Here is a 24954-nt window from a genome sequence, read left to right as displayed (position 1 = left end):
GGCACGGCGGGACCGCGCGCCGACGCCGACGGCCGGGGCGGCCGTCGGCGGGTGCCCGGAGAGCGCCGCCGCGTTTTTCACAACGCCAACGTTACGTAATTCGCCGGGGGGTCGCAAACCCGACCCCGGTGATCCGGCCCACCGGGCCGGCGGAGTCACCCGATCGGGATCAACTACGGTGCGTAGGATTCGCTCCGTGAAGCGATCCGTCCGGTTCCCGGTCTCGACCACCCTGCTGCGCCGCCTCGCGTACGCCTCGATCGTCGCCAACGTGGCCATCGTGGTGACCGGCGGGGCGGTCCGGCTCACCGCGTCGGGGCTCGGCTGCCCGACCTGGCCCCGGTGCACCGACGCGTCGTACACCACCACCGCCGAGATGGGCGTGCACGGGGTGATCGAGTTCGGCAACCGGCTGCTCACCTTCGCCGTCGGGGCGATCGCGCTGGCCACCCTGCTGGCCGTACTGGCCCACCGGCCCCGACGCGCCGGGCTGACGGGGCTTTCGGTGGCGGTGTTCCTCGGCATCCCCGCGCAGGCCGTGATCGGCGGGATCACCGTGCTGACCAACCTGAACCCGTGGGTGGTCGGGCTGCACTTCCTCGCCTCGATGGCGGTCATCGCCGCCGCGTACGCCCTCTGGCGGCGGATCGTCGACCCGGACGGGCCGGTGGTGCCGGTGGTGCCCGGGCCGCTGCGTACCCTCGCCCGGCTCACCACCGCCGTCAGCGTCTCGGTGCTGGTGGTCGGGACCTGGGTGACGGGCAGCGGCCCGCACGCCGGCGACCACGGGGCCGCCCGCAACGGGCTGGACCCGGAGACGATCTCCCAGGTGCACGCCGACGGGGTGTTCCTGCTGATCGGCCTCTCCGTCGCGCTGGTCCTGGCGTTTCGGGCGGTCGGCGCGACCGGCCCGGCCCGCGCCGCGCTCGTGCTGGTGGCGGTGGAGCTGGGGCAGGGCCTGATCGGTTTCGTGCAGTACTTCACCCACCTGCCGGGCGTGCTGGTCGCCGCGCACATGCTCGGCTCCTGCCTGGTGCTGCTGGCCACCCTGGCGGTGCTCTGGTCGACCCGGGAGCGCCGGCCGGTCGTCGCCGACCCGGCGACGCCGCCGGCCGAGCAGCAGCGGGTGCCGGCGACCGTCTGAGCGTCACCGGACTCGGCCGCGCGCCGGCCCCGAGGCGGCGCGGCCGGGCCGGGTCAGCGGCGGGCGAGGTGGACCAGCACCGCGTCGGCGAGCCGCTCGGCGGCGCCGTCGGCGTGGCCGAGGAACAGCGACGGCTCGGTCAGCTCCAGCTCGATCAGCACGGGTGCGCCGTCCGGCCCGGGGATCAGGTCCACCCGGGCGTAGAGCAGCCGCTGCGACCCGCCGGGGACCTCGGCCAGCACCCGGTCGGCGACGGCCAACTGCTCCCCGGTGGGGGTGCGCGGGTCGATCCGCTCCGGCCGGTACAGGCCCTCGACGCCCAGGTCGGGGCCGTCGAGCATGGCACCCTTGCGGATGGCGTGGCTGAACGTCAGGCCGTCCGGGCCGGCCACGAAGAGCAGGGCGGTCTCCCCGGCGGTGTCCACCGCGTCCAGGTACGGCTGGACCATGGCGGTCCGGCCGGCGGCCGTCAGCCGGCGCACGTGCGCCACGGCCAGGTCCCGGTGGGTCGGGTCGGTGGGGTCGTACCGGCCGGTGTCGAGGCTGCCGGCGCTGACCGTCGGTTTCACCACGTACCAGCCGGGGGCCGACGGCGGGACCCAGTCGTCGCCCGGCGCGACCCAGGAGGTCGGCACGGTGGGCACCCCGGCGGCGGCGAGCTCGCCGAGGTAGCGCTTGTCGGTGTTCCACCGCACCACGTCGACGGGGTTGACCAGGGTGGGCACCGTGCCGGCCCAGGCGACGAACTCGTCGCGGCGCGGGGCGTAGTCCCAGGGCGAGCGGAGCACCACCAGGTCGTAGCCGGCCCAGTCGACCCGGGGGTCGTCCCAGACGGCCGCCTCGACGGTGACGCCCCGGGCCGAAAGCGGGGCGAGCACGAGCCGGTCGTCGGAGTAGAGGTCGGCGAAACGGGAGCAGGTGACGAGAGCGACCCGGGGTTCCCCCCGGGTCGACTGGTGGTGGGTCGGGTCGTGGATCAACGGGACATGGTGCGCCGGGCCATCGACCGCCACAGGTCGTTGCTCGGCCGCATCTGGTCCATCAGCTCGCGCTCCCAGGCGTTCTCGACGGCGACTCCCGCCTGGGAGCACGCCTCCCGGGCGGTGACGGTGTCCTCGGCGAACTGGTCGCCCCACGCACCGTCGGTGCCGACCAGGACGATCCGGGCACCACGCTTGCCGACGTACTCGATGACCGCCTTCGCGCCGCCGTGGGCGGCGGCGAAGGACCTGATGCCCGCGACCAGCCCGGTGGGGGCCGCCCCGGCGGTCTGCTCGGCCGTCAGCGTCGTATCGGAACCTTCTGCCATGACGCGAAGCCTAAGCAGACTTCCACCCCGACGCGCGAGAATCATGAACTATTTGTGATACCAATTACCCGAGGGTTTATCGGAAAGCGCGGGCGGATTGTCCGACCGTGTCGGATAAGTGCGGGCAAAAAGCGCCAGCGACATTGCCCCGATGTGTCCAGCTTGCGGCGGCTTGCCGCACCCACCGAAAATCCCACCATCCGGGCAGGATTCCGGACCCGTCCGGCGGGTCGGATCGTCCGGACCGCCCACGACGCTTCCCCGCGCGACGACCACACCCGGCCCGACGGGCCGCGCCGGTCGACGCGGCGGGCGGCGACCGGGACGCCGGGTCAGATCAGGGCGTCGAGGGCCACCGCGACGAACACGATGGTCAGGTAGGTCGTCGACCAGTGGAACAGCCGCATCGGCCTGACCGGCTCACCCCGGGTCACCCGCCGGCAGAGTCTGTGCGCCTCGACCAGGAAGACGGCGCCCACCACGGCGGTCGGCACCCCGTAGACCGCGCTCATGCCCAGCGGCCACAGCGCCAGCGAGGTCACCACCGTCAGCCAGGCGAAGATCAGGATCTCGGCGTTGACCCGCCGGGGCGAGGCCACCACCGGCAGCATCGGGATGCCGGCGCGGGCATAGTCGTCCTTGTATTTCATCGCCAACGGGTAGAAGTGCGGCATCTGCCAGAAGAAGACCACCGCGAACAGCACCCAGGCAGCCGGGGCCAGCGACCCGGTCACCGCCGCCCAGCCGATCAGCACCGGCGCCGCCCCGCAGGCCCCACCCCAGAAGGTGTTCGCCGTCGTGGTGCGCTTGAGCCAGAGCGTGTAGACCAGGTCGTAGTAGACGATCGCGGCCAGCGTCAGCGCGGTGGCCAGCAGGTTGGTGAACGTCGCCATCAGCGCGAGCGACACCGCCGCCAGCACCAGCCCGAAGACCAGTGCGCTGCGCGGCGACACGGTGTGCGTCGGCAGCGGACGCCGCTTGGTGCGCCGCATCAACTGGTCGATGTCCCGGTCGATGTAGCAGTTGATCACGCTCGCCGCACCCGCGGCCAGCGAGCCGCCGACCAGCACCACGGCCATCAGCCACAGCGACGGCAGGCCGCCGTCGGCGAGCATCATCGCCGGCACCGTGGTCACCAGCAGCAGCTCCACGATGCGCGGCTTGGTGAGCGTCACGTACGCCGACACCACCGCCCGGACGTCCCGCCGACGGGCCGTCGGCCGCCCGCCCACCGTGCGCACCGGCGGCTGCCCGGCAGAGTTGCTGACGGGGCGCTCGGTGATCATGCTCACGGATTGCCACCTTCCGGCGTCGGCAGGGGAAGTCGGTTCGGCGGGACCCCGTCGGGGTCCACACACCGCACCACACACTACGCGTCGTCGTTTTCGCTGCCCGGGCGACCCGACAACGGTGCGGGCCGTCACACCTGACGGGTGACCGAACGATCCGGCCCGCCCGTACGTAACTGCCTGCTGAGATCCCCGGGCGGACGTTTAGACCCGCTCGATAGGGTCACCAGTGAGGGTTCCGCCCATCTGCCGAGGAGCACAACCATAGTGGCTGCCAACCGACCCGCACTCAACTGGACCGACCTCGACCGCCGGGCCGTCGACACCGTCCGCGTCCTGGCCATGGATGCCGTGGAGAAATCCGGCAACGGCCACCCCGGCACCGCGATGAGCCTCGCGCCCGCGGCGTACCTGCTGTTCAACCGGGTGATGCGGCACAATCCGGCCGACCCGAACTGGCCCGGCCGGGACCGGTTCGTGCTGTCCGCCGGGCACTCCAGCCTCACGCTCTACATCCAGCTCTTCCTCGCCGGCTACCCGCTGAGCCTGGACGACCTGAAGTCGCTGCGGCAGTGGGGCTCGCTCACCCCGGGTCACCCGGAGCACGGCCACACCCCCGGTGTCGAGACCACCACCGGCCCGCTCGGGCAGGGCCTGGGCAACGCGGTCGGGATGGCGATGGCGGCCCGCCGCGAGCGTGGCCTGTTCGACCCGGAGAGCGAGCCGGGGCAGTCCGTCTTCGACCACCAGATCTGGTGCATCGCCTCCGACGGCGACATCGAGGAGGGCATCAGCCACGAGGCGAGCGCGCTGGCCGGGCACCAGCAGCTCGGCAACCTCACGCTGATCTACGACGACAACGAGATCTCCATCGAGGACGACACCCGCATCGCCAAGAGCGAGGACGTGGCGGCCCGCTACGCGGCGTACGGCTGGCACGTGCAGACCGTCGACTGGCGGGCCGGCGACGCCGACCAGGGCGACTACCACGAGGACGTCGAGGCGCTGTACCAGGCGCTGCTGGCGGCGAAGGCCGAGACCGGCCGCCCCTCGTTCATCGCGCTGCGCACCATCATCGGCTGGCCCGCGCCCAACAAGAAGAACACCGGCAAGATCCACGGTTCGGCGCTCGGCGCCGACGAGGTGAAGGCCACCAAGGAGATCCTCGGCTTCGACCCGCAGCAGAGCTTCCAGGTCGACGAGGAGGTGCTCGCGCACGCCCGGGGGGTGCTGACCCGCGGCGGCGAGGACGAGCAGGCGTGGACCGGCGAGTTCGACGGCTGGGCGCAGGCCAACCCGGAGCGCAAGGCGCTCTACGACCGGCTCGCCGGCCGGGTGCTGCCGCAGGGCTGGACGGACGCGCTGCCGACCTTCCCCGCCGACGCCAAGGGCGTGGCCACCCGGGCCGCCTCCGGCAAGGTGCTGGAGGCCCTCGCCCCGGTGCTGCCGGAGCTGTGGGGCGGCTCGGCCGACCTGGCCGAGAGCAACAACACCACCATGAAGGGCGAGCCGTCGTTCATCCCGGCCGCCCACGCCACCAAGGACTTCCCCGGCCACGAGTACGGCCGCACGCTGCACTTCGGCATCCGTGAGCACGCCATGGGCGCGATCCTCAACGGCATCGCCCTGCACGGCGGCACCCGCCCGTACGGCGGCACCTTCCTGGTGTTCAGCGACTACATGCGCCCCTCGGTGCGGCTCGCCGCCCTGATGAAGCTGCCGGTGACGTACGTCTGGACGCACGACTCGATCGGCCTCGGCGAGGACGGCCCGACCCACCAGCCGGTGGAGCACCTGACCGCGCTGCGCGCCATCCCCGGCCTGGACGTGGTCCGGCCCGCCGACGCCAACGAGACCGCCTGGGCGTGGCGGCAGGCCCTGGAGCACACCGACCGGCCGACCGCGCTGGCGCTGAGCCGGCAGCCGCTGCCGACCCTGGACCGGGAGACGTACGCCGGCGCCGAGGGCACCGCCAAGGGCGGCTACGTGCTGGCCGAGGCGTCGAACGGCAAGCCGCAGGTGATCATCGTGGGCACCGGTTCCGAGGTGCAGCTCTGCCTCACCGCCCGGGAGCGGCTGGAGGCCGACGGCACCCCCACCCGGGTCGTCTCGATGCCCTGCCAGGAGTGGTTCTACGAGCAGGACGAGGCGTACCGCGAGTCGGTACTGCCGCGCGGGGTGCAGGCCCGGGTGAGCGTCGAGGCCGGGATCGGGATGTCCTGGCGGGGCATCGTCGGTGACCTGGGCGAGAGCGTCAGCCTGGAGCACTACGGGGCCAGCGCCCCGCACACCGTGCTGTTCGAGCAGTTCGGCTTCACCCCCGACCGGATCGTCGCCGCCGCGCACGCGGCGCTGACCCGGGTGGGCGACATCACCGGTTTCACGACCGGCAACTGAGGGGAGCGTGGACGACATGACGGACAGACTGGGTGACCTCACCGCCGCCGGAGTGGCGGTCTGGCTCGACGACCTTTCCCGGGTACGACTGAGCTCCGGCGGGCTGGACAAGCTCCGCCGCGAGCAGCACGTGGCCGGGGTGACCACCAACCCGACCATCTTCGCCAAGGCGCTCAGCGACGCCGACGAGTACAACTGGCAGCTCAAGGACCTCGCCACCCGGGGCATCGAGGTCGAAGAGGCCGTCCGGATGCTCACCACCTACGACGTGCGCTGGGCGTGCGACGTGATGCGCCCGTCGTACGACGGCAGCGCCGGTGTCGACGGCCGGGTCTCCATCGAGGTCGACCCCCGGGTCGCCCACGACAGCGACAAGACGGTCGCCGAGGCCAAGGCGCTGTGGTGGCTGGTGGACCGGCCGAACCTGTACATCAAGATCCCGGCGACCGAGGAGGGGCTGGCGGCGATCACCGCGACCCTGGCCGAGGGGATCAGCGTCAACGTGACGCTGATCTTCGGGCTGGACCGCTACTCGGCGGTGATGGAGGCGTTCCTCGCCGGCCTGGAGCAGGCCAAGGCCAACGGCCATGACCTGTCCACCATCGGCTCGGTGGCCTCGTTCTTCGTCTCCCGGGTCGACTCCGAGATCGACAAGCGACTGGACAAGATCGGCTCCGAGGAGGCCAAGGCGCTGCGCGGCAAGGCTGCCGTGGCCAACGCCCAGCTCGCCTACGAGCGCTACACCCAGGTCTTCTCCTCCGACCGGTGGCAGGCCCTGGCCGACGCCGGCGCGCACCCGCAGCGCCCGCTGTGGGCGTCGACCTCGACCAAGAACCCGGACTACCGCGACGTGATCTACGTGGAGGAGCTGATCGCGCCGGGCACCGTCAACACCATGCCGGAGTCGGTCGTGACGGCGTACGCCGAGCACGGGGAGACCCGGGGCGACACCATCACCGGCGCGTACGACGCGGCCCGGCAGGTCTTCGCCGACCTGGCCGCCGTCGGCATCGACGTGGACGACGTGATCGCCACCCTGGAACGGGAGGGCGTGGAGAAGTTCGAGGCGAGCTGGAGCGAGCTGCTCGACGGCGTCCGCACGTCGCTGGCCGCCGCGGCGCAGGGCGCCGGCGCCCCGAACGAGGCCGCCAAGGGCAACGCCGAGGCGGCCGAGCGGGCCGGCGGGAACGCGTGACCAACGGCGTCGGACGCGTCGCGGGGCCGGTCCCCGCGACGCCCCACGCCGCCGGCGCCCCGACGGGGTGTCGCGGGTGATTGACCTGTTGACCGGCCCGGCCGATGCCGCCGCCGGTCTCGCGGTGCACGGGGCGGACGCGGTCGCATCGACCGCGCCCGCCGCCGTACGGGCCGCCCCGCGCACGCGGGGCGGCCCGGTGGCACCGGCCGACCGACCCGGGCCGGTGCCACCGCCGTACCTGACCGACAGGCCGGCCGGGCCGGCCCGGCTGCTGGATGCGATCGGACGATGGCGGGCGTGACGATGGACGACATGGACCACACGGAGCGAGGAGGCGGCGTGAATCCGCTGCGCGACGCGCAGGACCGACGACTCCCCCGGATCCCGGAGCCGTGCGCCCTGGTGATCTTCGGGGTGACCGGTGACCTGGCGCGCAAGAAGCTGCTGCCGGCGGTTTACGACCTGGCCAACCGGGGCCTGCTGCCCCCCGGTTTCGTGGTGCTGGGCTTCGCCCGCCGCGACTGGGGCGACGGCGACTTCGAGGCGTTGGCCCACGAGTCGGCCAAGCAGCACGCCCGGACACCGTGGCGCGAGGAGGTGTGGGGCCGGCTGGCCGGCAACATCAAGTTCGTCGGTGGCTCGTTCGACGACGACGCCGCCTTCGACAAGCTCGCCGCGACGCTGAACCAGCTGCGCGACAGCCACGGCATCCACGGCAACGCCGCGTTCTACTTCTCCATCCCCCCGACGGCCTTCCCGGTGGTGCTCAAGCAACTGGCCCGCACCGGAATGGCCGACAACGAGAAGTGCGGCGGCTGGCGGCGGGTGGTGGTGGAGAAGCCGTTCGGCAACGACCTGCCCTCGGCCAAGGAACTCAACGACCTGGTCGACGACGTGTTCACCAGGCAGGACGTCTTCCGGATCGACCACTACCTCGGCAAGGAGACGGTCCAGAACATCCTCGCCCTGCGGTTCGCCAACAACCTGTTCGAGCCGCTGTGGAACTCCAAGTACGTCGACTCGGTGCAGATCACCATGGCCGAGGACGTCGGCATCGGCACCCGGGCCGGCTTCTACGACTCGGTCGGCACCGCCCGCGACGTGCTCCAGAACCACCTGCTCCAACTGCTCGCCCTGGTCGCCATGGAGGAACCCACCAGCTTCGACGCCGACGAGATCCGGGCCGAGAAGCTGAAGGTACTCAAGGCGATCACCCTGCCGAAGGACGTCGCCCGGGACACCGTACGTGGCCAGTACCTGCCCGGTTGGGTGGGCGGCCAGCGGGCCGTCGGCTACCTCGACGAGGAGGGCGTCCCCGCCGACTCGACCACCGAGACGTACGTGGCCGTCGAGCTGGGCATCCAGAACCGGCGCTGGGCCGGGGTGCCGTTCTACATCCGGGCCGGCAAGCGGTTGCCCCGCCGGGTCACCGAGGTGGCCATCATGTTCAAGAAGGCGCCGCACCTGCCGTTCAACACGGCCGACATGGAGTCGCTGGGCAACAACCAGCTCGTCATCCGGGTGCAGCCGGACGAGGGCGTGGTGCTGAAGTTCGGGTCGAAGGTGCCCGGCACCACGATGGAGGTCCGCGACATCGCGATGGACTTCCAGTACGGCGAGGCGTTCACCGAGTCCAGCCCCGAGGCGTACGAGCGGCTGGTGCTGGACGTGCTGATCGGCGACCGGACGCTCTTCCCGGACGCCGCCGAGGTGGAGCAGAGCTGGGCGGTGGTGGACCCGCTGGAGCACGCCTGGGAGGGCACCAAGCCGGAGCCGTACCGTTCCGGCGAGTGGGGTCCCCGGGCCGCCGACGAGATGCTGGCCCGCGAGGGCCGCGCCTGGCGGCGGGCGTGAACGGGCAGGTAGGTAGCAGGCACAGCGGGCGGACCGGGAGGCACCAGTGATCGGGCTGTGGGACACCACCGGCAACGAGGTGGTCAAGGCGCTCGCCGCCGAGCGGCGCAGCGCGGGCGGGGTGGCCAGCGGGATGGCGCTCACCCTGATCGTCGTGGTCGACGAGAAGCGGGTCCGGGACGCGGAGGCGGCGGCCACCATCGCCGCCGCCGCGCACCCGTGCCGGCTGCTCGTCGTCGTCCGCGCCGACGTGGAGCGGGAACGCAACCGGTTGGACGCGGAGATCGTCGTCGGCGGCCGGCTGGGCCCGTGCGAGGCGGTGGTGACCCGGATGTACGGCCGGCTCGCCCTACACGCCGAGTCGGTGGTGATGCCGCTGCTGGTGCCGGACGTGCCGGTGGTCACCTGGTGGCACGGCGAACCACCGGCGGAGATCGCCACCGACTTCCTCGGGGTGGTCGCCGACCGGCGGATCACCGACTGCGCGCAGGCCGTCGACCCGATCGAGGCGCTGCGGGAGCGGGCGCGGGACTACGCCCCCGGGGACACCGACCTGGCGTGGACCCGGATCACCCCGTGGCGCACCCTGGTCGCCGGGGCGTTCGACACCACCGAGGCGCGGGTCACCGAGGCGACGGTGGTGGCCCCGCGTACCGACCCGACGGCGGCGCTGATGCGGGGTTGGCTGGCGGCCCGGCTCGGCATCGACCCGCAGTGGCAGCACACCGACGACCACCCGAGGATGCGTCAGGTGCAGCTACGCTGCGAAAACGGTGACGAGCTGACGCTGACCCGGGACGACAGCCTGGCGACGTTCCGGCGTACCGGCCAGGACGACCGGGTGCTGCCGCTGGTGCGCCGGCCGCTCGGCGACGAGCTGGCCGAGGAGCTGCGCCGGCTCGACACCGACCAGGTGTACGCCGAGGCGTTGGGCGCGGCGGCCGGCCTGTCCGGCCTGGAGCAGCGCCCGGCGCAGCGGGTGCACGTCTGGAAGGACCCGGCCACCGCGCGCCGGGCGGAGGCGGGCGTCAGCACACACGCCGGCACCAGCGCGTCCTGACGTACGCAGGTGGGCGGTCCTGCGGGGCCGCCCACCGGCGTACGGTGCCCGCCCGCCCACGGGCGGGCGACCCGGCACGACGAGATCCCCGGTGACACCGGCACCCGGCGGGCCGACCGGTTCCGCCCCGACGAGCAGGACCGCGTCGCGCGGTCAGGAAAGGCCAACATGAGTGAGGCGAGTGTCGCCGTGCACGCCGACGCCGACCTGCTGGCGCAGGCGGTGGCGGCCCGGCTGGTGGTGAAGCTGCTCGACGCGCAGGCGGAGCGGGGCGCGGCGTCGATCGTGCTGACCGGGGGGCGGATCGCCGCGGCGGTCTACCGGGCGGTGGGCGCGTTGCCCGCCCACGACGCGGTCGACTGGTCCCGGGTGGACGTCTGGTGGGGCGACGAGCGGTTCCTGCCGGCGGGCGACCCGGAGCGCAACGAGACGCAGGCCCGCGCCGCGCTGCTGGACGCGATGCCGCTGGACCCGGCCCGGGTGCACCCGATGCCGGCCACCGACGGCCCGACCGGCGACGACCCGGAGGCCGGCGCCGCCGCGTACGCCGAGGAGCTGGCCCGCGCGGCCCGGCCCGGCCATGCCGCGCTGCCCCACTTCGACGTGCTGATGCTGGGTGTCGGTGAGGACGGGCACGTGGCGTCGGTCTTCCCCGAGCACCCGGTGCACCACGACACCCGGCCGGTCAGCGCGGTGCGGGGCAGCCCGAAGCCGCCGCCGGTGCGGACCACCCTCACCCTGCCGGCGATCAACACCGCCGAGGAGGTCTGGCTGGTCGCCAGCGGGGCCGACAAGGCGCGGGCGGTGGGGATGGCGCTGGCCGGTGCCGGCCCGAAGCAGCTCCCGGCGGCCGGGGTGCAGGGGGTCTCGCGGACCCTGTGGCTGCTCGACCGGGCGGCGGCGGCCGACGTGCCGGCCCGGCTGCGCAGCCTGCGCTGAGCACGGGCGGTCCCCCCGCCGGTCGGCTCACGCCGCCGGGGCGGTCACTCCCGGCCGCGTCGGCGGCGCAGCGCGGCCAACGCCTCGGCCAGCAGCGCCTCCCCCTCCTCCGGGGTACGCCGTTCCTTCACGTACGCCAGATGGGTCTTGTAGGGCTCGGGACGGGTACGTCCGGGCGGGTTCTGGGCGTCCTGGCCGGCGGGCAGGCCGCAGCGCGGACAGTCCCAGACGGCCGGCTGCTCGGCGTCCAACGCCAACCGGATCTCGGTGGCGTGGTCGTTGCGGCACCAGTAGGTGACCGCGCGGCGGGGGGCCGGCTCGTACCGTTCGGTGGGGCGTTCCGGCCCCGAACCGATCCGGGAACCGCGGATGACGTTGCCACTGGGCACACTCGCTCCTGTCGTCGGAGGGGACCACCGCCTGAGGCTGGCGGTGGGCGACGGTGGCGGAGAAAACAACTGCGCGCGGTCCGTGACGGACCGCGCGCAGATTGTACGACCTGATCGTGTCGCTCAGGACCCGCTGTTGAGCTGGAGCCGGAGCCAGAGGCCGAGCCCGACGATGCAGGCGAACCAGACGATGCTCACCAGGACGGTGTAGCGGTCCAGGTTCTTCTCGGCCACCGACGAGCCGGCCAGGCTGGAGCTGACCCCGCCGCCGAACATGCTCGACAGCCCGCCGCCCTTACCCCGGTGCAGCAGGATGAGCATGGTGAGCAGAACGCTCGTGATGACCAGCAACACGATCAACGTGTATGCGAACCAGATCGGCATGGCTGGGGTCAGTCCTCTCGTTACGATCCTCGCCCGGACAGATCGGGCACGGCGGCACCGACCGGTGGACGGGCGGAGTCAAGAATAGCGAGCGATCAGGCGACCGTGTGCTCCGGGAAGCGGCAGATCTTCGCGAACTCCTCGGCGTCGAGGCTGGCCCCGCCCACCAGCGCCCCGTCCACGTCCGGCTGGGACATGATCGATGCGACGTTGGACGACTTCACCGAGCCGCCGTAGAGGATCCGGACCTGGTCGGCGGTGCCCTGGTCGTAGGTCTCGACCAGCCGCTTGCGGACCTCCCCGCAGACCTCCTGGGCGTCCTCGGGGGTGGCCGTCTTGCCGGTGCCGATCGCCCAGACCGGCTCGTACGCGACCACGACCTTGGTGACCTGCTCGGCGGTGAGCCCCTTGAGGGCACCGTCGAGCTGGTCGCAGCAGTGCGGGACGTGCCGGAGCTGCTCGCGGATCTCCAGGCCCTCACCGATGCAGAGGATCGGGGTGAGCCCGTTGGCCAGCGCGGCGGCCACCTTCGCGTTGACGATCGCGTCGTCCTCGTAGTGGTACTGCCGCCGCTCCGAGTGCCCGACCGCCACGTAGGTGCAGCCCAGCTTGGCCAGCATCGCCCCGGAGATGTCCCCGGTGTACGCGCCGGACTGGTACGGCGACAGGTCCTGCCCGCCGTAGCCGATGAGCAGCTTGTCGCCGTCCACCGCGGTCTGCACGGTGCGCAGGTCGGTGAAGGGCGGCAGGACCACCGTCTCGACGGCGGTGAGCTGCTGCTCGGTGAGGCTCGCGGCCAGCTTCTGCACCAGCAGGTTGGCCTCGAGGTGGTTGAGGTTCATCTTCCAGTTGCCGGCCATCAGCGGCCGGCGGGTGACGCTCGCCATCAGTTCTCCAAGGCCGCGATGCCGGGGAGGGTCTTGCCCTCCAGGTACTCCAGGGAGGCGCCGCCACCCGTGGAGATGTGCCCGAACGACGACTCGTCCAAGCCGAGGGCCCGGACCGCCGCCGCCGAGTCACCGCCACCGACCACGGTGAACGCGTCGGTCTTGGTGATCGCCTCGGCGACCCCCCGGGTGCCGCCCGCGAACGCCGGCATCTCGAACACGCCCATCGGGCCGTTCCAGAAGACCGTCTTCGCGCCGGACAGCGCGGCGGTGAAGCCGGCCACCGTCTCCGGGCCGATGTCCAGGCCGAGCCGGTGGCTGGGGATGCCGTCGGCCGGCACCGTGTCGTGCGCGGCGTCCGGGGCGAAGGCGTCGGCCGCCACCACGTCCACCGGGAGCAGGATCTTGCCGTCGGCGCGGGACAGGAGGTTGCCGCAGGTCTCGACCATCTCCTCCTCCAGCAGCGAGGTGCCCACCTCGTGGCCCTGGGCCTTGAGGAAGGTGAAGCACATCCCGCCGCCGATGAGCAGCCGGTCGACGGTCGGCAGCAGCGCCTCGATGACCGCCAGCTTGTCGGAGACCTTGGAACCGCCGAGCACCACCACGTACGGGCGCTCCGGCTCGCCGGTCAGCCGGGACAGCACCTCCACCTCACGCAGCACCAGCCGGCCCGCCACGTGCGGCAGCCGGGCCGGTACGTCGTGGACACTGGCGTGCTTGCGGTGCACCGCGCCGAACGCGTCGTCCACGTACGCCTCGCCGAACGCGGCGAGCTGGTCGGCGAAGGCCCCCCGCTCGGTGTCGTCCTTGCTGGTCTCCCCCTTGTTGAAGCGGAGGTTCTCCAGCAGGGCCACCTGGCCGTCGGTCAGCGCGTCCACGGTGGCGCGGGCGGACTCGCCGACGGTGTCGGTGGCGAAGTGCACAGGCGCGTCGAGCAGCTCACCGAGCCGCCCGGCGACCGGGCGGAGGCTGTACTGCGGGTCCGGGGCACCCTTCGGGCGACCCAGGTGCGAGCAGACCACGACCTTCGCCCCGGCCTGCACGAGCGCGCCCAGGGTGGGCAGCACGGCCCGGATCCGGCCGTCGTCGGTGATCTCCCCGGTCTGCTTGTCGAGCGGGACGTTCAGGTCGGCGCGCACCAGCACGCGCCGACCCGACACCCCCTCGGCGAGCAGGTCGTCGAGGTTGCGGATGCTCACAGCGAGGAACCCACCAGCTTGACCAGGTCGACGAGCCGGTTGGAGTAGCCCCACTCGTTGTCGTACCAGCCGACGACCTTGACCTGGTTGCCGATGACCTTGGTCAGCGGCGCGTCGAAGATGCACGACGCCGGGTCGGTGACGATGTCGGCGGAGACGATCGGGTCCTCGTTGTAGACCAGGATGCCCTTGAGCGGGCCGTCCGCGGCGGCCTTGATCGCGGCGTTGACCTCGTCCACGCTGGTCTCCCGGCCGACCTCGACGGTCAGGTCGGTGGCCGAGCCGGTCGGGATCGGCACCCGCAGCGCGTAACCGTCCAGCTTACCCTTGAGCACCGGCAGCACCAGCCCGATCGCCTTGGCGGCGCCGGTCGAGGTGGGGACGATGTTCAGCGCGGCGGCACGGGCGCGACGCAGGTCCTTGTGCGGCGCGTCCTGGAGGTTCTGGTCCTGGGTGTACGCGTGGATCGTGGTCATCAGGCCCTTCTCGATGCCGAAGGTGTCCTGCAGGACCTTCGCCATCGGGGCCAGGCAGTTCGTGGTGCACGACGCGTTGGAGATGATGGTGTGCTTGGCCGGGTCGTACTGGTCGTGGTTCACGCCCATGACGACCGTGACGTCCTCGTTCTTCGCCGGGGCGGAGATGATGACCTTCTTGGCCCCACCGTCGATGTGCGCCTTGGCCTTGGTGCCGTCGGTGAAGAAGCCGGTGGACTCGATGACGACGTCCGCGCCGGCGTCGCCCCACGCCAGCTTCGCCGGGTCCTTCTCGGCGAACGCCTTGATGGTCTTGCCACCGACGGTGATCTCGTCGGCGGTGGCCTTGACCTCGTGCGGCAGGCGACCGAGGATGCTGTCGTACTTGAGCAGGTGGGCGAGCGTCGCGTTGTCGGTCAGGTCGTTAACGGCGACGACCTCGATGTCGGCGCCGGACGCCAGCACGGCCCGGAAGAAGTTACGGCCGATGCGGCCGAAGCCGTTGATGCCAACCCGGATGGTCACAGGTCCCATCTCCTCGCGTTCTGGTCCGCCGACGTCAGAACGGGCCGGCGGAGGTGTGTGCGCCGGCCGGTGAGCCGGCCGTTGACGATTCGTCTCGGCCACCCCGCCACGGTCTGGGAGGACCTGACCGCCCGAGGCGGCGTGCACGGCGAGGAGTGCCTGTGCCGGCCCCCTTGCCGTACCCATCGACCCTATCCGAGCGTGCCCCGCCGCCATGCGGCGGGTGGTGACCCCGTCGGGTCGACGGCACGGCACGCCCCACCCACCCGACCCGGGGCACGTCACGCCCACCGGCCCGTGCCTCGCACGCGCCCGCGGGATGGCGGCCCACCGTCCTATCAGACCACGAGCATGTCCGGCGTGACTGCCGCTTCCGTATCCGGGATGCCCAGGTCACGGGCCCGCTTGTCGGCCAGCGCCAGCAGCCGGCGGATCCGCCCGGCGATCGCGTCCTTGGTCAACGGCGGGTCGGCCAACGCGCCCAACTCCTCCAGCGACGCCTGCCGGTGCTCCAGCCGGAGCTGACCGGCCGAGGTGAGGTGGTTCGGGGCGTCGTCGGCGAGGATCTCCAGCGCCCGGGTGACCCGGGCGGCGGCGGCCACCGCGGCCCGCGCCGAGCGGCGCAGGTTGGCGTCGTCGAAGTTCGCCAGCCGGTTGGCGGTGGCCCGCACCTCGCGGCGGACCCGACGCTCCTCCCAGGCCAGCACGCTGGAGTGGGCGCCGATCCGGGTGAGCAGCGCGGCGATCGCGTCACCGTCCTTGACCACCACCCGGTCCACCCCGCGCACCTCGCGGTTCTTGGCGGTGATGCCGATCCGGCGGGCCGCGCCGACCAGGGCCAGCGCCGACTCCGGACCCGGGCAGGTGATCTCCAGGGCGCTGGAGCGGCCCGGCTCGGTCAGCGAGCCGTGCGCCATGAACGCGCCCCGCCAGGCCGACACCGCGCAGCAGACGTTCGCCGCCACCACGTGTGGCGGCAGCCCGCGTACCGGCCGGCCCCGGACGTCGAGCAGGCCGGTCTGCCGGGCCAGCGCCTCGCCATCCTTGACCACCCGGACGATGAAGTGGCTGCCCTTGCGCAGCCCTCCGGAGGCGAGCACGTGGATCTCGCTGGGATAGCCGTAGACCTCGGCGATCTCCCGGCGCAGCCGACGCGCCACCGCCCCGGTGTCCAGCTCGGCCTCCACCACCACCCGACCGGAGACGATGTGCAGCCCACCGGCGAACCGCAGCAGCGCGGCCATCTCCGCCCGCCGGCAGCAGGGCTTGGGCACGTCGACCCGGCTCAGCTCGTCCTTGACCGCAGCCGTCATCGCCATTGTGCGCCCCCTCACGGACCGGTACCGGCGTGTCGCCGGTGATTACGTACGTGCTTAACGATCGGCGCCCAGGACAGGCACCAGTGCCGCAGCCAGGGCGGCCGGATCGTGACGGGGTGTGCCGTCGTCGACGGCGACCGGGGCGAGGACCAACCGGGCACCAAGCGATTCTGCCGCACGCCCGACCGGTTCGGGATCACCCACCGCCTTGGAGTCGGCCACCACGTAGTCCACGGTGAGCTGCGGAAGGTACCAGCGCAGGGCGGCCAGGTGGTCGGCCACCGAGAGCCCCAGGGTCTCCTGCTCGGCGGCCAGGTTGAGGGTGACCAGCCGGCGGGCCGGGCTGGTCACGATCGCCTCGGCCAACCCCGGCACCAGCAGGTGCGGCAGGACGCTGGTGTACCAGCTCCCCGGCCCGAAGATCAGCCAGTCCGCCCCGCCGACCGCGGCCACCGCCTCCGCACAGGCCACCGGCGCGTGCGGGGTGATCCGCAGCGCCTCCACCGTGCCGGTGGTCACCGCCACGTGGCGCTGGCCGCGCACCGTGCGGACCTCGTCGGGGCGGGTCGGGTCCACCCCGCGGACCCGGGCCTCGATGTCCAGCGGCTCGGCGGACATCGGCAGCACCCGGCCGACCGCGCCGAGCATCGCCCCGGCGTGCGCGAGCGCGGCCACCGGGTCGCCGAGCTGCTCCATCAGGCCGCAGAGCACCAGGTTGCCCACCGCGTGACCGGCCAGCCCGTCGCGGGGGTCGCCGGCGAACCGGTGCTGGAACAGCCCGGCGCTGCGGCGGGTGGCCGGATGGTCGCCGGCCAGTGCCACCAGGGCCTGCCGCAGGTCACCCGGGGGCAGGCCGCCACGCTCGGCGCGCAGCCGACCGCTGGAGCCGCCGTCGTCGCCGACGGTGACCACGGCGGTGATGTCCAGTTCGAGTTCCCCGGCGCAGTGTCGCAGCGCCCGCAGCGAGGCGGACAGGCCGTGTCCCCCGCCGAAGGCGACCACCGACATCGCCGTCATTCCCGCCCCAGGTCCCGGTGCTGCGCGTTGGCGGCCAGCCCCGACTGGCGCAGCCGCTCGGCCAGCTCCTCGGCGATCGCCACGCTGCGGTGCTTGCCGCCGGTGCAGCCGACGGCGACCGTCAGGTACCGCTTGCCCTCGCGTTCGAACCCGGCGGTGGTGGCGTTGACCAGCTCGGCGTACGAGGCGACGAAGGCGTCCGCGCCCTCCTGGCCGAGCACGTACGCGCTGACCGCCGCCTCCCGCCCGGTGTGCTCCCGCAGCTCGGGCACCCAGTACGGGTTCGGGAGGAACCGGGCGTCGAGCACGAAATCCGCGTCCGGCGGCAAGCCGTACTTGAAGCCGAAGGAGAGCACGGTGAGCCGCAGCCGACGGGCGTCCTCCCCGCCGAACAGCTCCTCGACCCGGCGCCGGAGCTGGTTGACGTTGAGGTGGCTGGTGTCGATGATCACATCGGCCTGGTCCCGGGCCTCCTCCAGCAGCTCCCGCTCGACGGCGATGCCGTCGGCGAGCCGCCCCTCACCCTGCAACGGGTGCGAGCGGCGGACGCTCTCGAACCGTCGGATCAGCACCTCGTCGTCGGCGTCGACGAAGACCACCCGGGGCGAGAAGCCGCGCTCCTTGAGCTCCCGGATCGCCCCGGCCAGGTCGGTGGAGAAGGCCCGCGACCGGACGTCCAGCACCATCGCGGTACGCCGGGCCGCCCCACCGGCCTTCATCGCCAACTCGGCCATGTCCAGCATCAGCGCCTGCGGCAGGTTGTCCACCACGTAGTAGCCGACGTTCTCCAGGGCGCGGGCGACGGTGCTACGGCCACCGCCGGACAGGCCGGTGACCACCACCAGCGTGGTGTCCGACTCCGCCGTGCCGCCCTCGGCGTACCCGCCGGTTGTCCGCGCCTCGACCATCCCACCACTCCCGCTTCGTGGCGGCGGGCCCTCGGGCCCCGTACCGCACAGGGTCAGTCGACGACTCTATCCCGGCGGGCGGCGTCGATCCCGGCACGCCCGACGGCGGGTTGCCCGATGGGTCCGGCCCGGCAGCTGACCAGCGCCGTGTGCCCTCCCTGCCCCGGCGGTGGCGGCCCGGTCGCCTAGCTGTCGTCGTGTTCGGTCGCGGCGCGGGAGGCGGAGTGGCCGGCCTGCGCCCGCAGCGCGCTCTCCCACACCGGGTCCGTGGCCGCCCACTCGCCGACCAACGTCGCCAGCCGACGCGCGGGCAGAGCCTGCGCGAGCGCAGTCAGCTCCGCGACCCGGGGATCGACCGCCGCATCCGACCAGGGGGTGGCCGTCGAGGACCACGCGAAGCCGTCGGCCAGCGCGGCGGCGGTGAGGGCCACCGCGTGCGCACACAGATCGGTGTCGGCGGCGCAGTCACACTCGGTGGTGAAGCCGTCCGCCGTGACCCCCACCCAGACCTCGTACGGCGGCTTTCCCGCCGCACGGATCACCCCGGTCACCCCGCCGCCGGCCGGGTTGATCTCCGCCGGCTGGCCGGCGACCGTCAGCTCGTCCGCCGCTGCGCAGACGTCCGCCCCGGCCGCGTCCCGGAGTGCGTCGATGTCGATGCGTACCGCCATCGGGCCATCCAACCGCAACGGACCGACGCCGGTGACGTCAGGGCGGTGCCCCGGCGGGGGGGCACAGCGCGGGGGCGTCGTGGCCGGCGGTGTCGGTGCGGGTCCGTAGACTCCCCGGATGGTCTCCCCCACCGAGCTGCGCGCCTCCGACGCCCTCGACGTGCTCCGCCGGGTCTTCGGCTACGACGCCTTCCGGGGCTTCCAGCAGGAGGTCATCGACCACGTCGTGGCCGGCGGGGACGCGCTGGTGCTGATGCCCACCGGTGGCGGCAAGTCGCTGTGCTACCAGGTCCCGGCGCTGGTCCGCGACGGCGTCGCGGTGGTCGTCTCCCCGCTGATCGCCCTCATGCAGGACCAGGTGGACGCGCTGACGGCGGTCGGCGTCCGCGCCGGCTTCCTCAACTCCACCCAGGACTACGCGGCCCGGCGCGCGGTCGAGCAGGCGTTCGTCGCCGGTGAGCTGGACCTGCTCTACCTCGCCCCGGAGGCGTTGGGCACCCGGGGCGTGCAGCAACTGCTCGACCGGGGCCGGATCGGCCTGTTCGCCATCGACGAGGCGCACTGCGTGTCCCAGTGGGGGCACGACTTCCGCCCCGACTACCTGGCCCTGTCGATGCTGCACGAGCGGTGGCCGGCGGTGCCCCGGATCGCGCTGACCGCGACCGCCACCAGCGCCACCCGGGCCGAGATCGCCACCCGGCTCCAGCTCACCGAGGCGAAGCACTTCGTGGCGAGCTTCGACCGGCCCAACATCCAGTACCGGATCGTGCCCAAGAAGGAGCCCCGCAAGCAGTTGCTGGCCCTGCTGCGCGACGAGCACCCGGGCGACGCCGGCATCGTCTACTGCCTGTCCCGGGCCTCGGTGGACAAGACCGCCGAGTTCCTGGTCGCCAACGGGGTCGCCGCGCTTCCCTACCACGCCGGCCTGGACGCGGGCACCCGCGCCGCCAACCAGCAGCGGTTCCTGCGTGAGGACGGCCTGGTCATGGTCGCCACGATCGCCTTCGGGATGGGCATCGACAAGCCGGACGTCCGGTTCGTGGCCCACCTCGACCTGCCCAAGTCGGTGGAGGGCTACTACCAGGAGACCGGGCGGGCCGGCCGGGACGGGCTGCCGTCGACCGCCTGGCTCGCCTACGGCCTCCAGGACGTGGTGCAGCAGCGCAAGATGATCGAGACGTCGGACGGCGACCTGGCCCACCGGCGTAACCTCGCCACCCACCTCGACGCCATGCTGGCGCTCTGCGAGACGGTCCGCTGCCGCCGGGTGCAGCTGCTCGAATACTTCGGCCAGTCCGGCACGGCCGACTGCGGCAACTGCGACACCTGCCTGACCCCGCCGGAGACCTGGGACGGCACGGTGGCCGCGCAGAAGCTGCTGTCCACCGTCTACCGGCTGGACCGGGAACGCAACCAGCGCTTCGGGGCCGGACACTGCGTCGACATCCTGCTCGGCAAGCAGAACGACAAGATCAGCCAGTACGGCCACGACGCGCTGAGCACCTTCGGCATCGGCACCGAGCTGCGCGAGGCGGAGTGGCGCGGGGTGGTCCGGCAACTACTCGCCGAGGGGCTGTTGGCGGTCGAGGGCGACTACGGCACGCTGGCGCTCACCGAGGCCAGCGCGGAGGTGCTGGCCCGCCGCCGCACGGTGACCATGCGCCGGGAGCCGGAGAAGGTCGCCTCGGCCCGATCGGCGAAGCCACGCGGCGCGGCCACCGTGGTCGCCGAGCTGTCCCCGGCGGCCGGGTCGCTGTTCGAGCGGCTGCGGGCCTGGCGGGGAGCCACCGCCAAGGAACAGGGCGTGCCCGCGTACGTGATCTTCCACGACGCGACGCTGCGGCAGATCGCCACCGACGCCCCCACCTCGCTGGCCGAGCTGTCGAGGATCAGCGGCGTCGGCGAGAACAAGCTGGCCAAGTACGGCGAGTCCATCCTCACCGTCCTCGCCGACCAGCCCTGACCGGCCCTCCTTGATCCACCCCCGTGGGCCGATGTTGCGGTATCCCGCCCGTCGGATACCGCAACATCGCCCCCCCGTCCGACCCCTGACCGACCCACTCGCGGCCCCACCGCCGTTGATCCACTCGCGTGGGCCGATGTTGCACTATCCCCGCCCTCGGATACCGCAACTTCGCCCCCGGCCCACCCCTGACCGGCCCGCTCGCGGCCCCACCGCCATTGATCCACTCACCTGGGCCGATGTTGCACTATCCCCGCCCCCGAAAACCGCAACATCACCCCCGTCCGACCCCTGACCGACCCACTCGCGGCCCCACCGTCGTTGATCCACTCGCGTGGGCCGATGTTGCCCTATCCCCGCCCCCGAAAACCGCAACTTCGCCCCAGTCGAGTTGATCACGCCAAGCTCAACGGGCCCGGTCAGGCTCGGCCGGACGGGATCCTGGACGGACGCCGAGACCGGGACGGACGCCCGGACCGGGACGGACACCGAGACGGACGCCGGGACCGGGACGGGCCAGGGCCCGACGGGGTCAGTCGGTCGGGGTGGAGGCGGTGGTCTTCGAGTCGCCGTCGAGGGCGGCGAGGATCGCCTCGGCGGTGCGGCGGCCCACCCCGGGCACCTCGACGATCTCCTCCACGGTGGCGGCGGAGAGCCGTTTGAGCGAGCCGAAGTGTTGCAGCAGCGCCTTGCGGCGTACCTCGCCCAGCCCGGGGACGGTGTCCAGGGCCGATTCGGTCATCCGCTTGGAGCGCCGCTGCCGGTGGAAGGTGATGGCGAACCGGTGCGCCTCGTCGCGGGCGCGTTGCAGCAGGTAGAGCCCCTCGGAGGTACGCGGCAGGATGACCGGGTAGTCGTCGTCGGGCAGCCAGACCTCCTCCAGCCGCTTGGCCAGCCCGCACAGTGCCACGTCGTCGATGCCCAGCTCGGCCAGCGCCTGGGCCGCCGCCGCCACCTGCGGGGCGCCACCGTCGACGATCACGAGCTGCGGCGGGTACGCGAACTTGCGCGGCCGGCCGGTGGTCGGGTCGATGCCGGGGCGGTCGGGGTCGGACGCGGTCTCCTCGCCCAGCTCGCCGGTCTCGGCGCGGGCGTCGAGGTAGCGGGCGAAGCGCCGACGCAGCACCTCGGACATCGCCGACAGGTCGTCGGTGGCGCCCCGGACGATGAACCGGCGGTACTCGCTCTTGCGGGGCAACCCGTCCTCGAAGACGACCATGCTGGCCACCACGTCGGTGCCCTGGATCTGGGAGACGTCGAAGCACTCGATGCGCAGCGGCGAGGTACGCATGCCGAGCGCCTCGCTGATCTCGTCGAGCGCCTTGCCCCGGGTGGTCAGGTCGCCGGCCCGCTTGAGCTTGTGCCGGGCCAGCGCGTCCTTCGCGTTGCGGCCCACCGTCTCCAGCAGGGTCTTCTTGTCGCCCCGCTGGGGCACCCGCAGCGACACCCGGCTGCCCCGGCGGGCGCTGAGCCAGTCGGCGAGCGCGTCGGCGTCACTGGGCAGCTCGGGGACGAGCAACTCCCGGGGGACGTCCGCCTCGCCCTGCTCGCCGCCGTAGACCTGGGTGCAGAAGTGGTGCACCAGGTCGCCGGTGGTCAGCTCCTCGGTCTTTTCCACCACCCAGCCGCGCTGGCCGCGTACCCGGCCGTCGCGGACGTGGAAGACCTGCACGGCGGCTTCGAGGGGGTCGTCGGCGAAGGCGACCACGTCGGCGTCGGTGCCGTCGCCCAGCACCACGGTCTGCTTCTCCATGGCCCGGCGCAGGGCGGCCACGTCGTCGCGCAGCCGGGCCGCCCGCTCGAACTCCAACTGCTCGCTGGCCTCGGTCATCTCGCGTTCGAGGCGACGCACCATGCTGTCGGTGCGGCCGGCCATGAACTCGCAGAAGTTGTCGACGATGGCCCGGTGCGCGTCGGCGGAGACGGTGCCCACGCAGGGCGCGGAGCACTTGCCGATGTAGCCGAGCAGGCAGGGCCGGCCCACCTGCCCGGCCCGCTTGAACACCCCGGCGGAGCAGGTGCGGGCGGGGAAGACCCGCAGCAGCAGGTCGAGCGTCTCGCGGATCGCCCAGGCGTGCGAGTACGGCCCGAAGTACCGCACGCCCTTACGCTTCGCGCCCCGCATGACCTGCAGCCGCGGGTATTCCTCGTCGAGGGTGACCGCCAGGTACGGGTACGACTTGTCGTCGCGGTACCGGACGTTGAACCGGGGGTCGTACTGCTTGATCCAGGTGAACTCCTGCTGGAGCGCGTCGACCTCGGTGGCGACGGTCATCCAGTCGACCGACTCGGCCGTGGTGACCATCTGCCGGGTCCGCTCGTGCAGACCCAGCAGATCGCCGAAGTAGGAGTTGAGTCGGGCGCGCAGGTTCTTGGCCTTGCCGACGTAGATCACCCGGCCGGTGCCGTCGCGGAACCGGTAGACCCCGGGGGACTCGGGGATCGTGCCGGTCGCGGGGCGGTAGGTCGAGGGATCAGCCACGGCACCGAGACTATCCGTTGCCCCCGACACTCCAGATCACGCCGAGCTGGTCGACCTCGGTGCCGCTGCGGCCGAAGAAGCCGGCCAGCCGACCCCCCTCGGGTGCGGTGAAGGTGACCGCCGCCGAGGTGGGCGTACCGGCGGCCAGGACGCGACCCTGGTCGGTGCTGAGCCGGGCCGAGAAGATCCTGGTCCGGCCGTCCTTCTGCCCCTGGGTGAGGGTGACCTGGGTGATCCGCTCGCCGGGGGCGAGGGTGAGGCCGCTCTCCGTCCCGCCGGTGCCGCCGTGGCGCAGCTGGCCGCCGTCGGCGAGGTCGACACCGACGGCGTCGAGCCGGGAGCCGCCGCGCAGGGTGACCCGGGTGACCGCCGGGCCGACCCGGTCGGCGTCGGTGAACGGGGTGCCGTGCGGGCCGCCCCAGGTGTCGCTGGCCCGCAGCGTCGGGTCGAGGGTCCAGTCGAACCAGGCGGCGTGCGGGTAGTGGTCGGACAGCGGCCCGCCGGTCGGGGTGAGGAACCGGGCGTGCTCGTTGTGGTAGCGGTTCAGGGCGAGCCGGACCAGCTTGTTGCCCCGGTAGAGGATCTTGTCGACCACCTCGCAGGAGTCGGTCACGTTGGCCTCGTCGCAGACCAGCGCCGGGTCACCGGCGGCCGGCGGCTGGCCGGCCCGTTCCTGCTGCACCCAGACGTCGGTGAGCCCGTTGGCCGCGACCAGGTCGCGGATGTTGTCACCGGTACGGGTGTAACGGACGTTCAGGTCGCCCATCAGCACCACCGCGTTGCCGGCCGAGTTGGCGGCGACGTACGCGGAGAGCTGGCTGAGGTTGGACCGGCGGGCGGCCAGGTCGGCGTCGGTGGTGCCGGCGTTGGGGTGGGCGTTGTAGAAGTCGACGTAGACGCCCTCGGCGAGCCGGATGCGGCTGGCGGTGAAGCCCTTCGGGGTGAGGCAGTCGGTGCCGTTGCAGGAGTTCCACTTCACCCGGGCGAAGTCGCTGTACGGGTAGTTCGACAGCGTGTTGAGGCCGCTGCCGAACGGCACGCCCCCGCTGGTCGGCGTCCGGTACGGGTGCTGGTCGGTGGCGTACAGGTCGGCGTGGTAGTTGAAGTCCTCCTGGACGTGCACGATGTCGTACCCGCCGAGCCGTTCGCCGATCGGCCGGGTGTTCGTCGCCGGGTCGCCGCTGGAGATGATGTCGGGCAGCCCGGCGACGTTGTAGGTGAGCACGGAGAACGCCCCCGAGGTGGGGGCGGCGGCGGTCCCGGCGGGGGCGGGGGCGGCCGAGGCGGCAGCCGCCCCGGGCGGGGTGAGCGCGACCGCGAGCAGCGTCGCGGACGCGAGCAGACGGACGACCTTCATCGACGATCCAATCTGGAGCGGCGGAACCGGCGGGGGCACCGGTCGGGGGCGGGTCGACGGCGGGCGTCGGCCCGGTACCGGATCGAAAGATATCCACCCGCCCCGACCGGCTCGACACTCCGGAGTAAAGATCCGGCGGCGGCTCGATGGACGTCTTCCGATATCGACGAACGGAGATTACCATCCG

22 protein-coding genes are annotated in these 24954 nt (G+C 72.6%); 8 read left to right on the top strand and 14 right to left on the bottom strand.

Features of this window, described 5'->3' with window-relative positions; translation table 11 throughout:
- Positions 1-196: 196 nt before the first annotated feature.
- Positions 197-1144, top strand: a complete 948-nt coding sequence (locus JQX11_RS17870) for a COX15/CtaA family protein (protein WP_204926095.1) — start codon at positions 197-199, stop codon at positions 1142-1144.
- Positions 1145-1197: 53 nt separating this feature from the next.
- Here the strand turns inward: JQX11_RS17870 and JQX11_RS17865 are convergent, their stop codons facing one another.
- The 3 genes from JQX11_RS17865 to JQX11_RS17855 form a co-directional block, all read right to left on the bottom strand.
- Positions 1198-2121: an ATP-grasp domain-containing protein gene (locus JQX11_RS17865; RefSeq protein WP_372444610.1), complete on the bottom strand. Its 924-nt coding sequence runs from the start codon at positions 2119-2121 to the stop codon at positions 1198-1200.
- The gene (locus JQX11_RS17860) at positions 2121-2453 is read right to left on the bottom strand and encodes a hypothetical protein (RefSeq protein WP_204926093.1); all 333 of its coding nucleotides are present in this window, start codon (positions 2451-2453) and stop codon (positions 2121-2123) included. Before JQX11_RS17860 ends, JQX11_RS17865 begins: the two co-directional genes overlap by 1 nt.
- A 332-nt stretch (positions 2454-2785) precedes the next feature.
- A complete protein-coding gene (locus JQX11_RS17855) occupies positions 2786-3745 on the bottom strand; it encodes a heme o synthase (RefSeq protein WP_204926092.1) in 960 nt (319 codons plus the stop codon).
- A gap of 264 nt (positions 3746-4009) precedes the next feature.
- Here JQX11_RS17855 and tkt point away from each other — a divergent pair, with 264 nt between their 5' ends.
- The 6 genes from tkt (at position 4010) to pgl (ending at position 11190) form a co-directional block, all read left to right on the top strand.
- Positions 4010-6139, top strand: coding sequence for a transketolase (tkt, locus tag JQX11_RS17850; RefSeq protein WP_204926091.1), 2130 nt, complete (start codon positions 4010-4012; stop codon positions 6137-6139).
- 16 nt (positions 6140-6155) lie between these two features.
- Positions 6156-7334, top strand: a complete 1179-nt coding sequence (tal, locus tag JQX11_RS17845; protein ID WP_204926090.1) for a transaldolase — start codon at positions 6156-6158, stop codon at positions 7332-7334.
- Between the two features lie 76 nt (positions 7335-7410).
- A complete protein-coding gene (locus tag JQX11_RS17840; RefSeq protein WP_204926089.1) occupies positions 7411-7638 on the top strand; it encodes a hypothetical protein in 228 nt (75 codons plus the stop codon).
- Positions 7639-7649: 11 nt separating this feature from the next.
- Positions 7650-9191 (top strand): glucose-6-phosphate dehydrogenase, encoded by a 1542-nt coding sequence (zwf, locus tag JQX11_RS17835; protein WP_204926233.1) that lies wholly within the window; start codon positions 7650-7652, stop codon positions 9189-9191.
- A 46-nt stretch (positions 9192-9237) separates the two neighbouring features.
- Entirely contained in the window at positions 9238-10251 is a 1014-nt protein-coding gene (locus JQX11_RS17830) for a glucose-6-phosphate dehydrogenase assembly protein OpcA (RefSeq protein ID WP_204926088.1), read from the top strand.
- Between the two features lie 168 nt (positions 10252-10419).
- A complete protein-coding gene (gene pgl, locus JQX11_RS17825) occupies positions 10420-11190 on the top strand; it encodes a 6-phosphogluconolactonase (protein ID WP_088645094.1) in 771 nt (256 codons plus the stop codon).
- Between the two features lie 44 nt (positions 11191-11234).
- Here the strand turns inward: pgl and JQX11_RS17820 are convergent, their stop codons facing one another.
- The 9 genes from JQX11_RS17820 to JQX11_RS17780 form a co-directional block, all read right to left on the bottom strand.
- Positions 11235-11579, bottom strand: a complete 345-nt coding sequence (locus JQX11_RS17820) for an RNA polymerase-binding protein RbpA (protein ID WP_204926087.1) — start codon at positions 11577-11579, stop codon at positions 11235-11237.
- A 123-nt stretch (positions 11580-11702) separates the two neighbouring features.
- A complete protein-coding gene (secG, locus tag JQX11_RS17815) occupies positions 11703-11963 on the bottom strand; it encodes a preprotein translocase subunit SecG (RefSeq protein ID WP_088645052.1) in 261 nt (86 codons plus the stop codon).
- 95 nt (positions 11964-12058) lie between these two features.
- Complete coding sequence (gene tpiA / locus JQX11_RS17810) at positions 12059-12850, bottom strand: triose-phosphate isomerase (RefSeq protein ID WP_088645053.1); 792 nt, start codon at positions 12848-12850, stop codon at positions 12059-12061.
- Positions 12850-14049, bottom strand: a complete 1200-nt coding sequence (locus JQX11_RS17805) for a phosphoglycerate kinase (protein WP_204926086.1) — start codon at positions 14047-14049, stop codon at positions 12850-12852. Before JQX11_RS17805 ends, tpiA begins: the two co-directional genes overlap by 1 nt.
- Entirely contained in the window at positions 14046-15050 is a 1005-nt protein-coding gene (gene gap, locus JQX11_RS17800; RefSeq protein ID WP_088645054.1) for a type I glyceraldehyde-3-phosphate dehydrogenase, read from the bottom strand. Before gap ends, JQX11_RS17805 begins: the two co-directional genes overlap by 4 nt.
- Before the next feature lie 338 nt (positions 15051-15388).
- Positions 15389-16369, bottom strand: a complete 981-nt coding sequence (gene whiA / locus JQX11_RS17795) for a DNA-binding protein WhiA (RefSeq protein ID WP_067304387.1) — start codon at positions 16367-16369, stop codon at positions 15389-15391.
- A gap of 54 nt (positions 16370-16423) precedes the next feature.
- The gene (locus JQX11_RS17790) at positions 16424-17386 is read right to left on the bottom strand and encodes a gluconeogenesis factor YvcK family protein (protein ID WP_204926085.1); all 963 of its coding nucleotides are present in this window, start codon (positions 17384-17386) and stop codon (positions 16424-16426) included.
- Complete coding sequence (rapZ, locus tag JQX11_RS17785; protein ID WP_204926084.1) at positions 17383-18294, bottom strand: RNase adapter RapZ; 912 nt, start codon at positions 18292-18294, stop codon at positions 17383-17385. Before rapZ ends, JQX11_RS17790 begins: the two co-directional genes overlap by 4 nt.
- A 185-nt stretch (positions 18295-18479) precedes the next feature.
- Positions 18480-18965, bottom strand: a complete 486-nt coding sequence (locus JQX11_RS17780; RefSeq protein WP_204926083.1) for a hypothetical protein — start codon at positions 18963-18965, stop codon at positions 18480-18482.
- Between the two features lie 118 nt (positions 18966-19083).
- Between JQX11_RS17780 and recQ the strand changes: the two genes are divergently transcribed.
- On the top strand, positions 19084-20928 hold the full coding sequence (recQ, locus tag JQX11_RS17775; protein WP_204926082.1) for a DNA helicase RecQ: 1845 nt from the start codon (positions 19084-19086) through the stop codon (positions 20926-20928).
- A 532-nt stretch (positions 20929-21460) separates the two neighbouring features.
- On the opposite strand, the gene uvrC is transcribed toward recQ, so the two are convergent.
- Together uvrC and JQX11_RS17765 are read right to left on the bottom strand one after the other, a co-directional pair.
- Positions 21461-23410: an excinuclease ABC subunit UvrC gene (gene uvrC / locus JQX11_RS17770; RefSeq protein ID WP_204926081.1), complete on the bottom strand. Its 1950-nt coding sequence runs from the start codon at positions 23408-23410 to the stop codon at positions 21461-21463.
- Positions 23411-23420: 10 nt separating this feature from the next.
- Positions 23421-24767, bottom strand: a complete 1347-nt coding sequence (locus JQX11_RS17765; protein ID WP_204926080.1) for a jacalin-like lectin — start codon at positions 24765-24767, stop codon at positions 23421-23423.
- Positions 24768-24954: the final 187 nt, after the last annotated feature.

Source organism: Micromonospora humida, assembly GCF_016901255.1.
GTDB lineage: Bacteria > Actinomycetota > Actinomycetes > Mycobacteriales > Micromonosporaceae > Micromonospora > Micromonospora wenchangensis.
This window is presented reverse-complemented; position numbering and strand designations above follow the sequence as displayed.

Coding starts and splice junctions, on each gene's coding strand:
- JQX11_RS17860 (WP_204926093.1), bottom strand. CDS start 2,453: ATGGCAGAAGGTTCCGATACGACGCTGACGGCCGAGCAGACCGCCGGG.
- tal (WP_204926090.1), top strand. CDS start 6,156: ATGACGGACAGACTGGGTGACCTCACCGCCGCCGGAGTGGCGGTCTGG.
- zwf (WP_204926233.1), top strand. CDS start 7,650: ATGGACCACACGGAGCGAGGAGGCGGCGTGAATCCGCTGCGCGACGCG.
- pgl (WP_088645094.1), top strand. CDS start 10,420: ATGAGTGAGGCGAGTGTCGCCGTGCACGCCGACGCCGACCTGCTGGCG.
- secG (WP_088645052.1), bottom strand. CDS start 11,963: ATGCCGATCTGGTTCGCATACACGTTGATCGTGTTGCTGGTCATCACG.
- tpiA (WP_088645053.1), bottom strand. CDS start 12,850: ATGGCGAGCGTCACCCGCCGGCCGCTGATGGCCGGCAACTGGAAGATG.
- whiA (WP_067304387.1), bottom strand. CDS start 16,369: ATGGCGATGACGGCTGCGGTCAAGGACGAGCTGAGCCGGGTCGACGTG.
- JQX11_RS17790 (WP_204926085.1), bottom strand. CDS start 17,386: ATGACGGCGATGTCGGTGGTCGCCTTCGGCGGGGGACACGGCCTGTCC.
- rapZ (WP_204926084.1), bottom strand. CDS start 18,294: ATGGTCGAGGCGCGGACAACCGGCGGGTACGCCGAGGGCGGCACGGCG.
- JQX11_RS17780 (WP_204926083.1), bottom strand. CDS start 18,965: ATGGCGGTACGCATCGACATCGACGCACTCCGGGACGCGGCCGGGGCG.
- recQ (WP_204926082.1), top strand. CDS start 19,084: ATGGTCTCCCCCACCGAGCTGCGCGCCTCCGACGCCCTCGACGTGCTC.
- JQX11_RS17765 (WP_204926080.1), bottom strand. CDS start 24,767: ATGAAGGTCGTCCGTCTGCTCGCGTCCGCGACGCTGCTCGCGGTCGCG.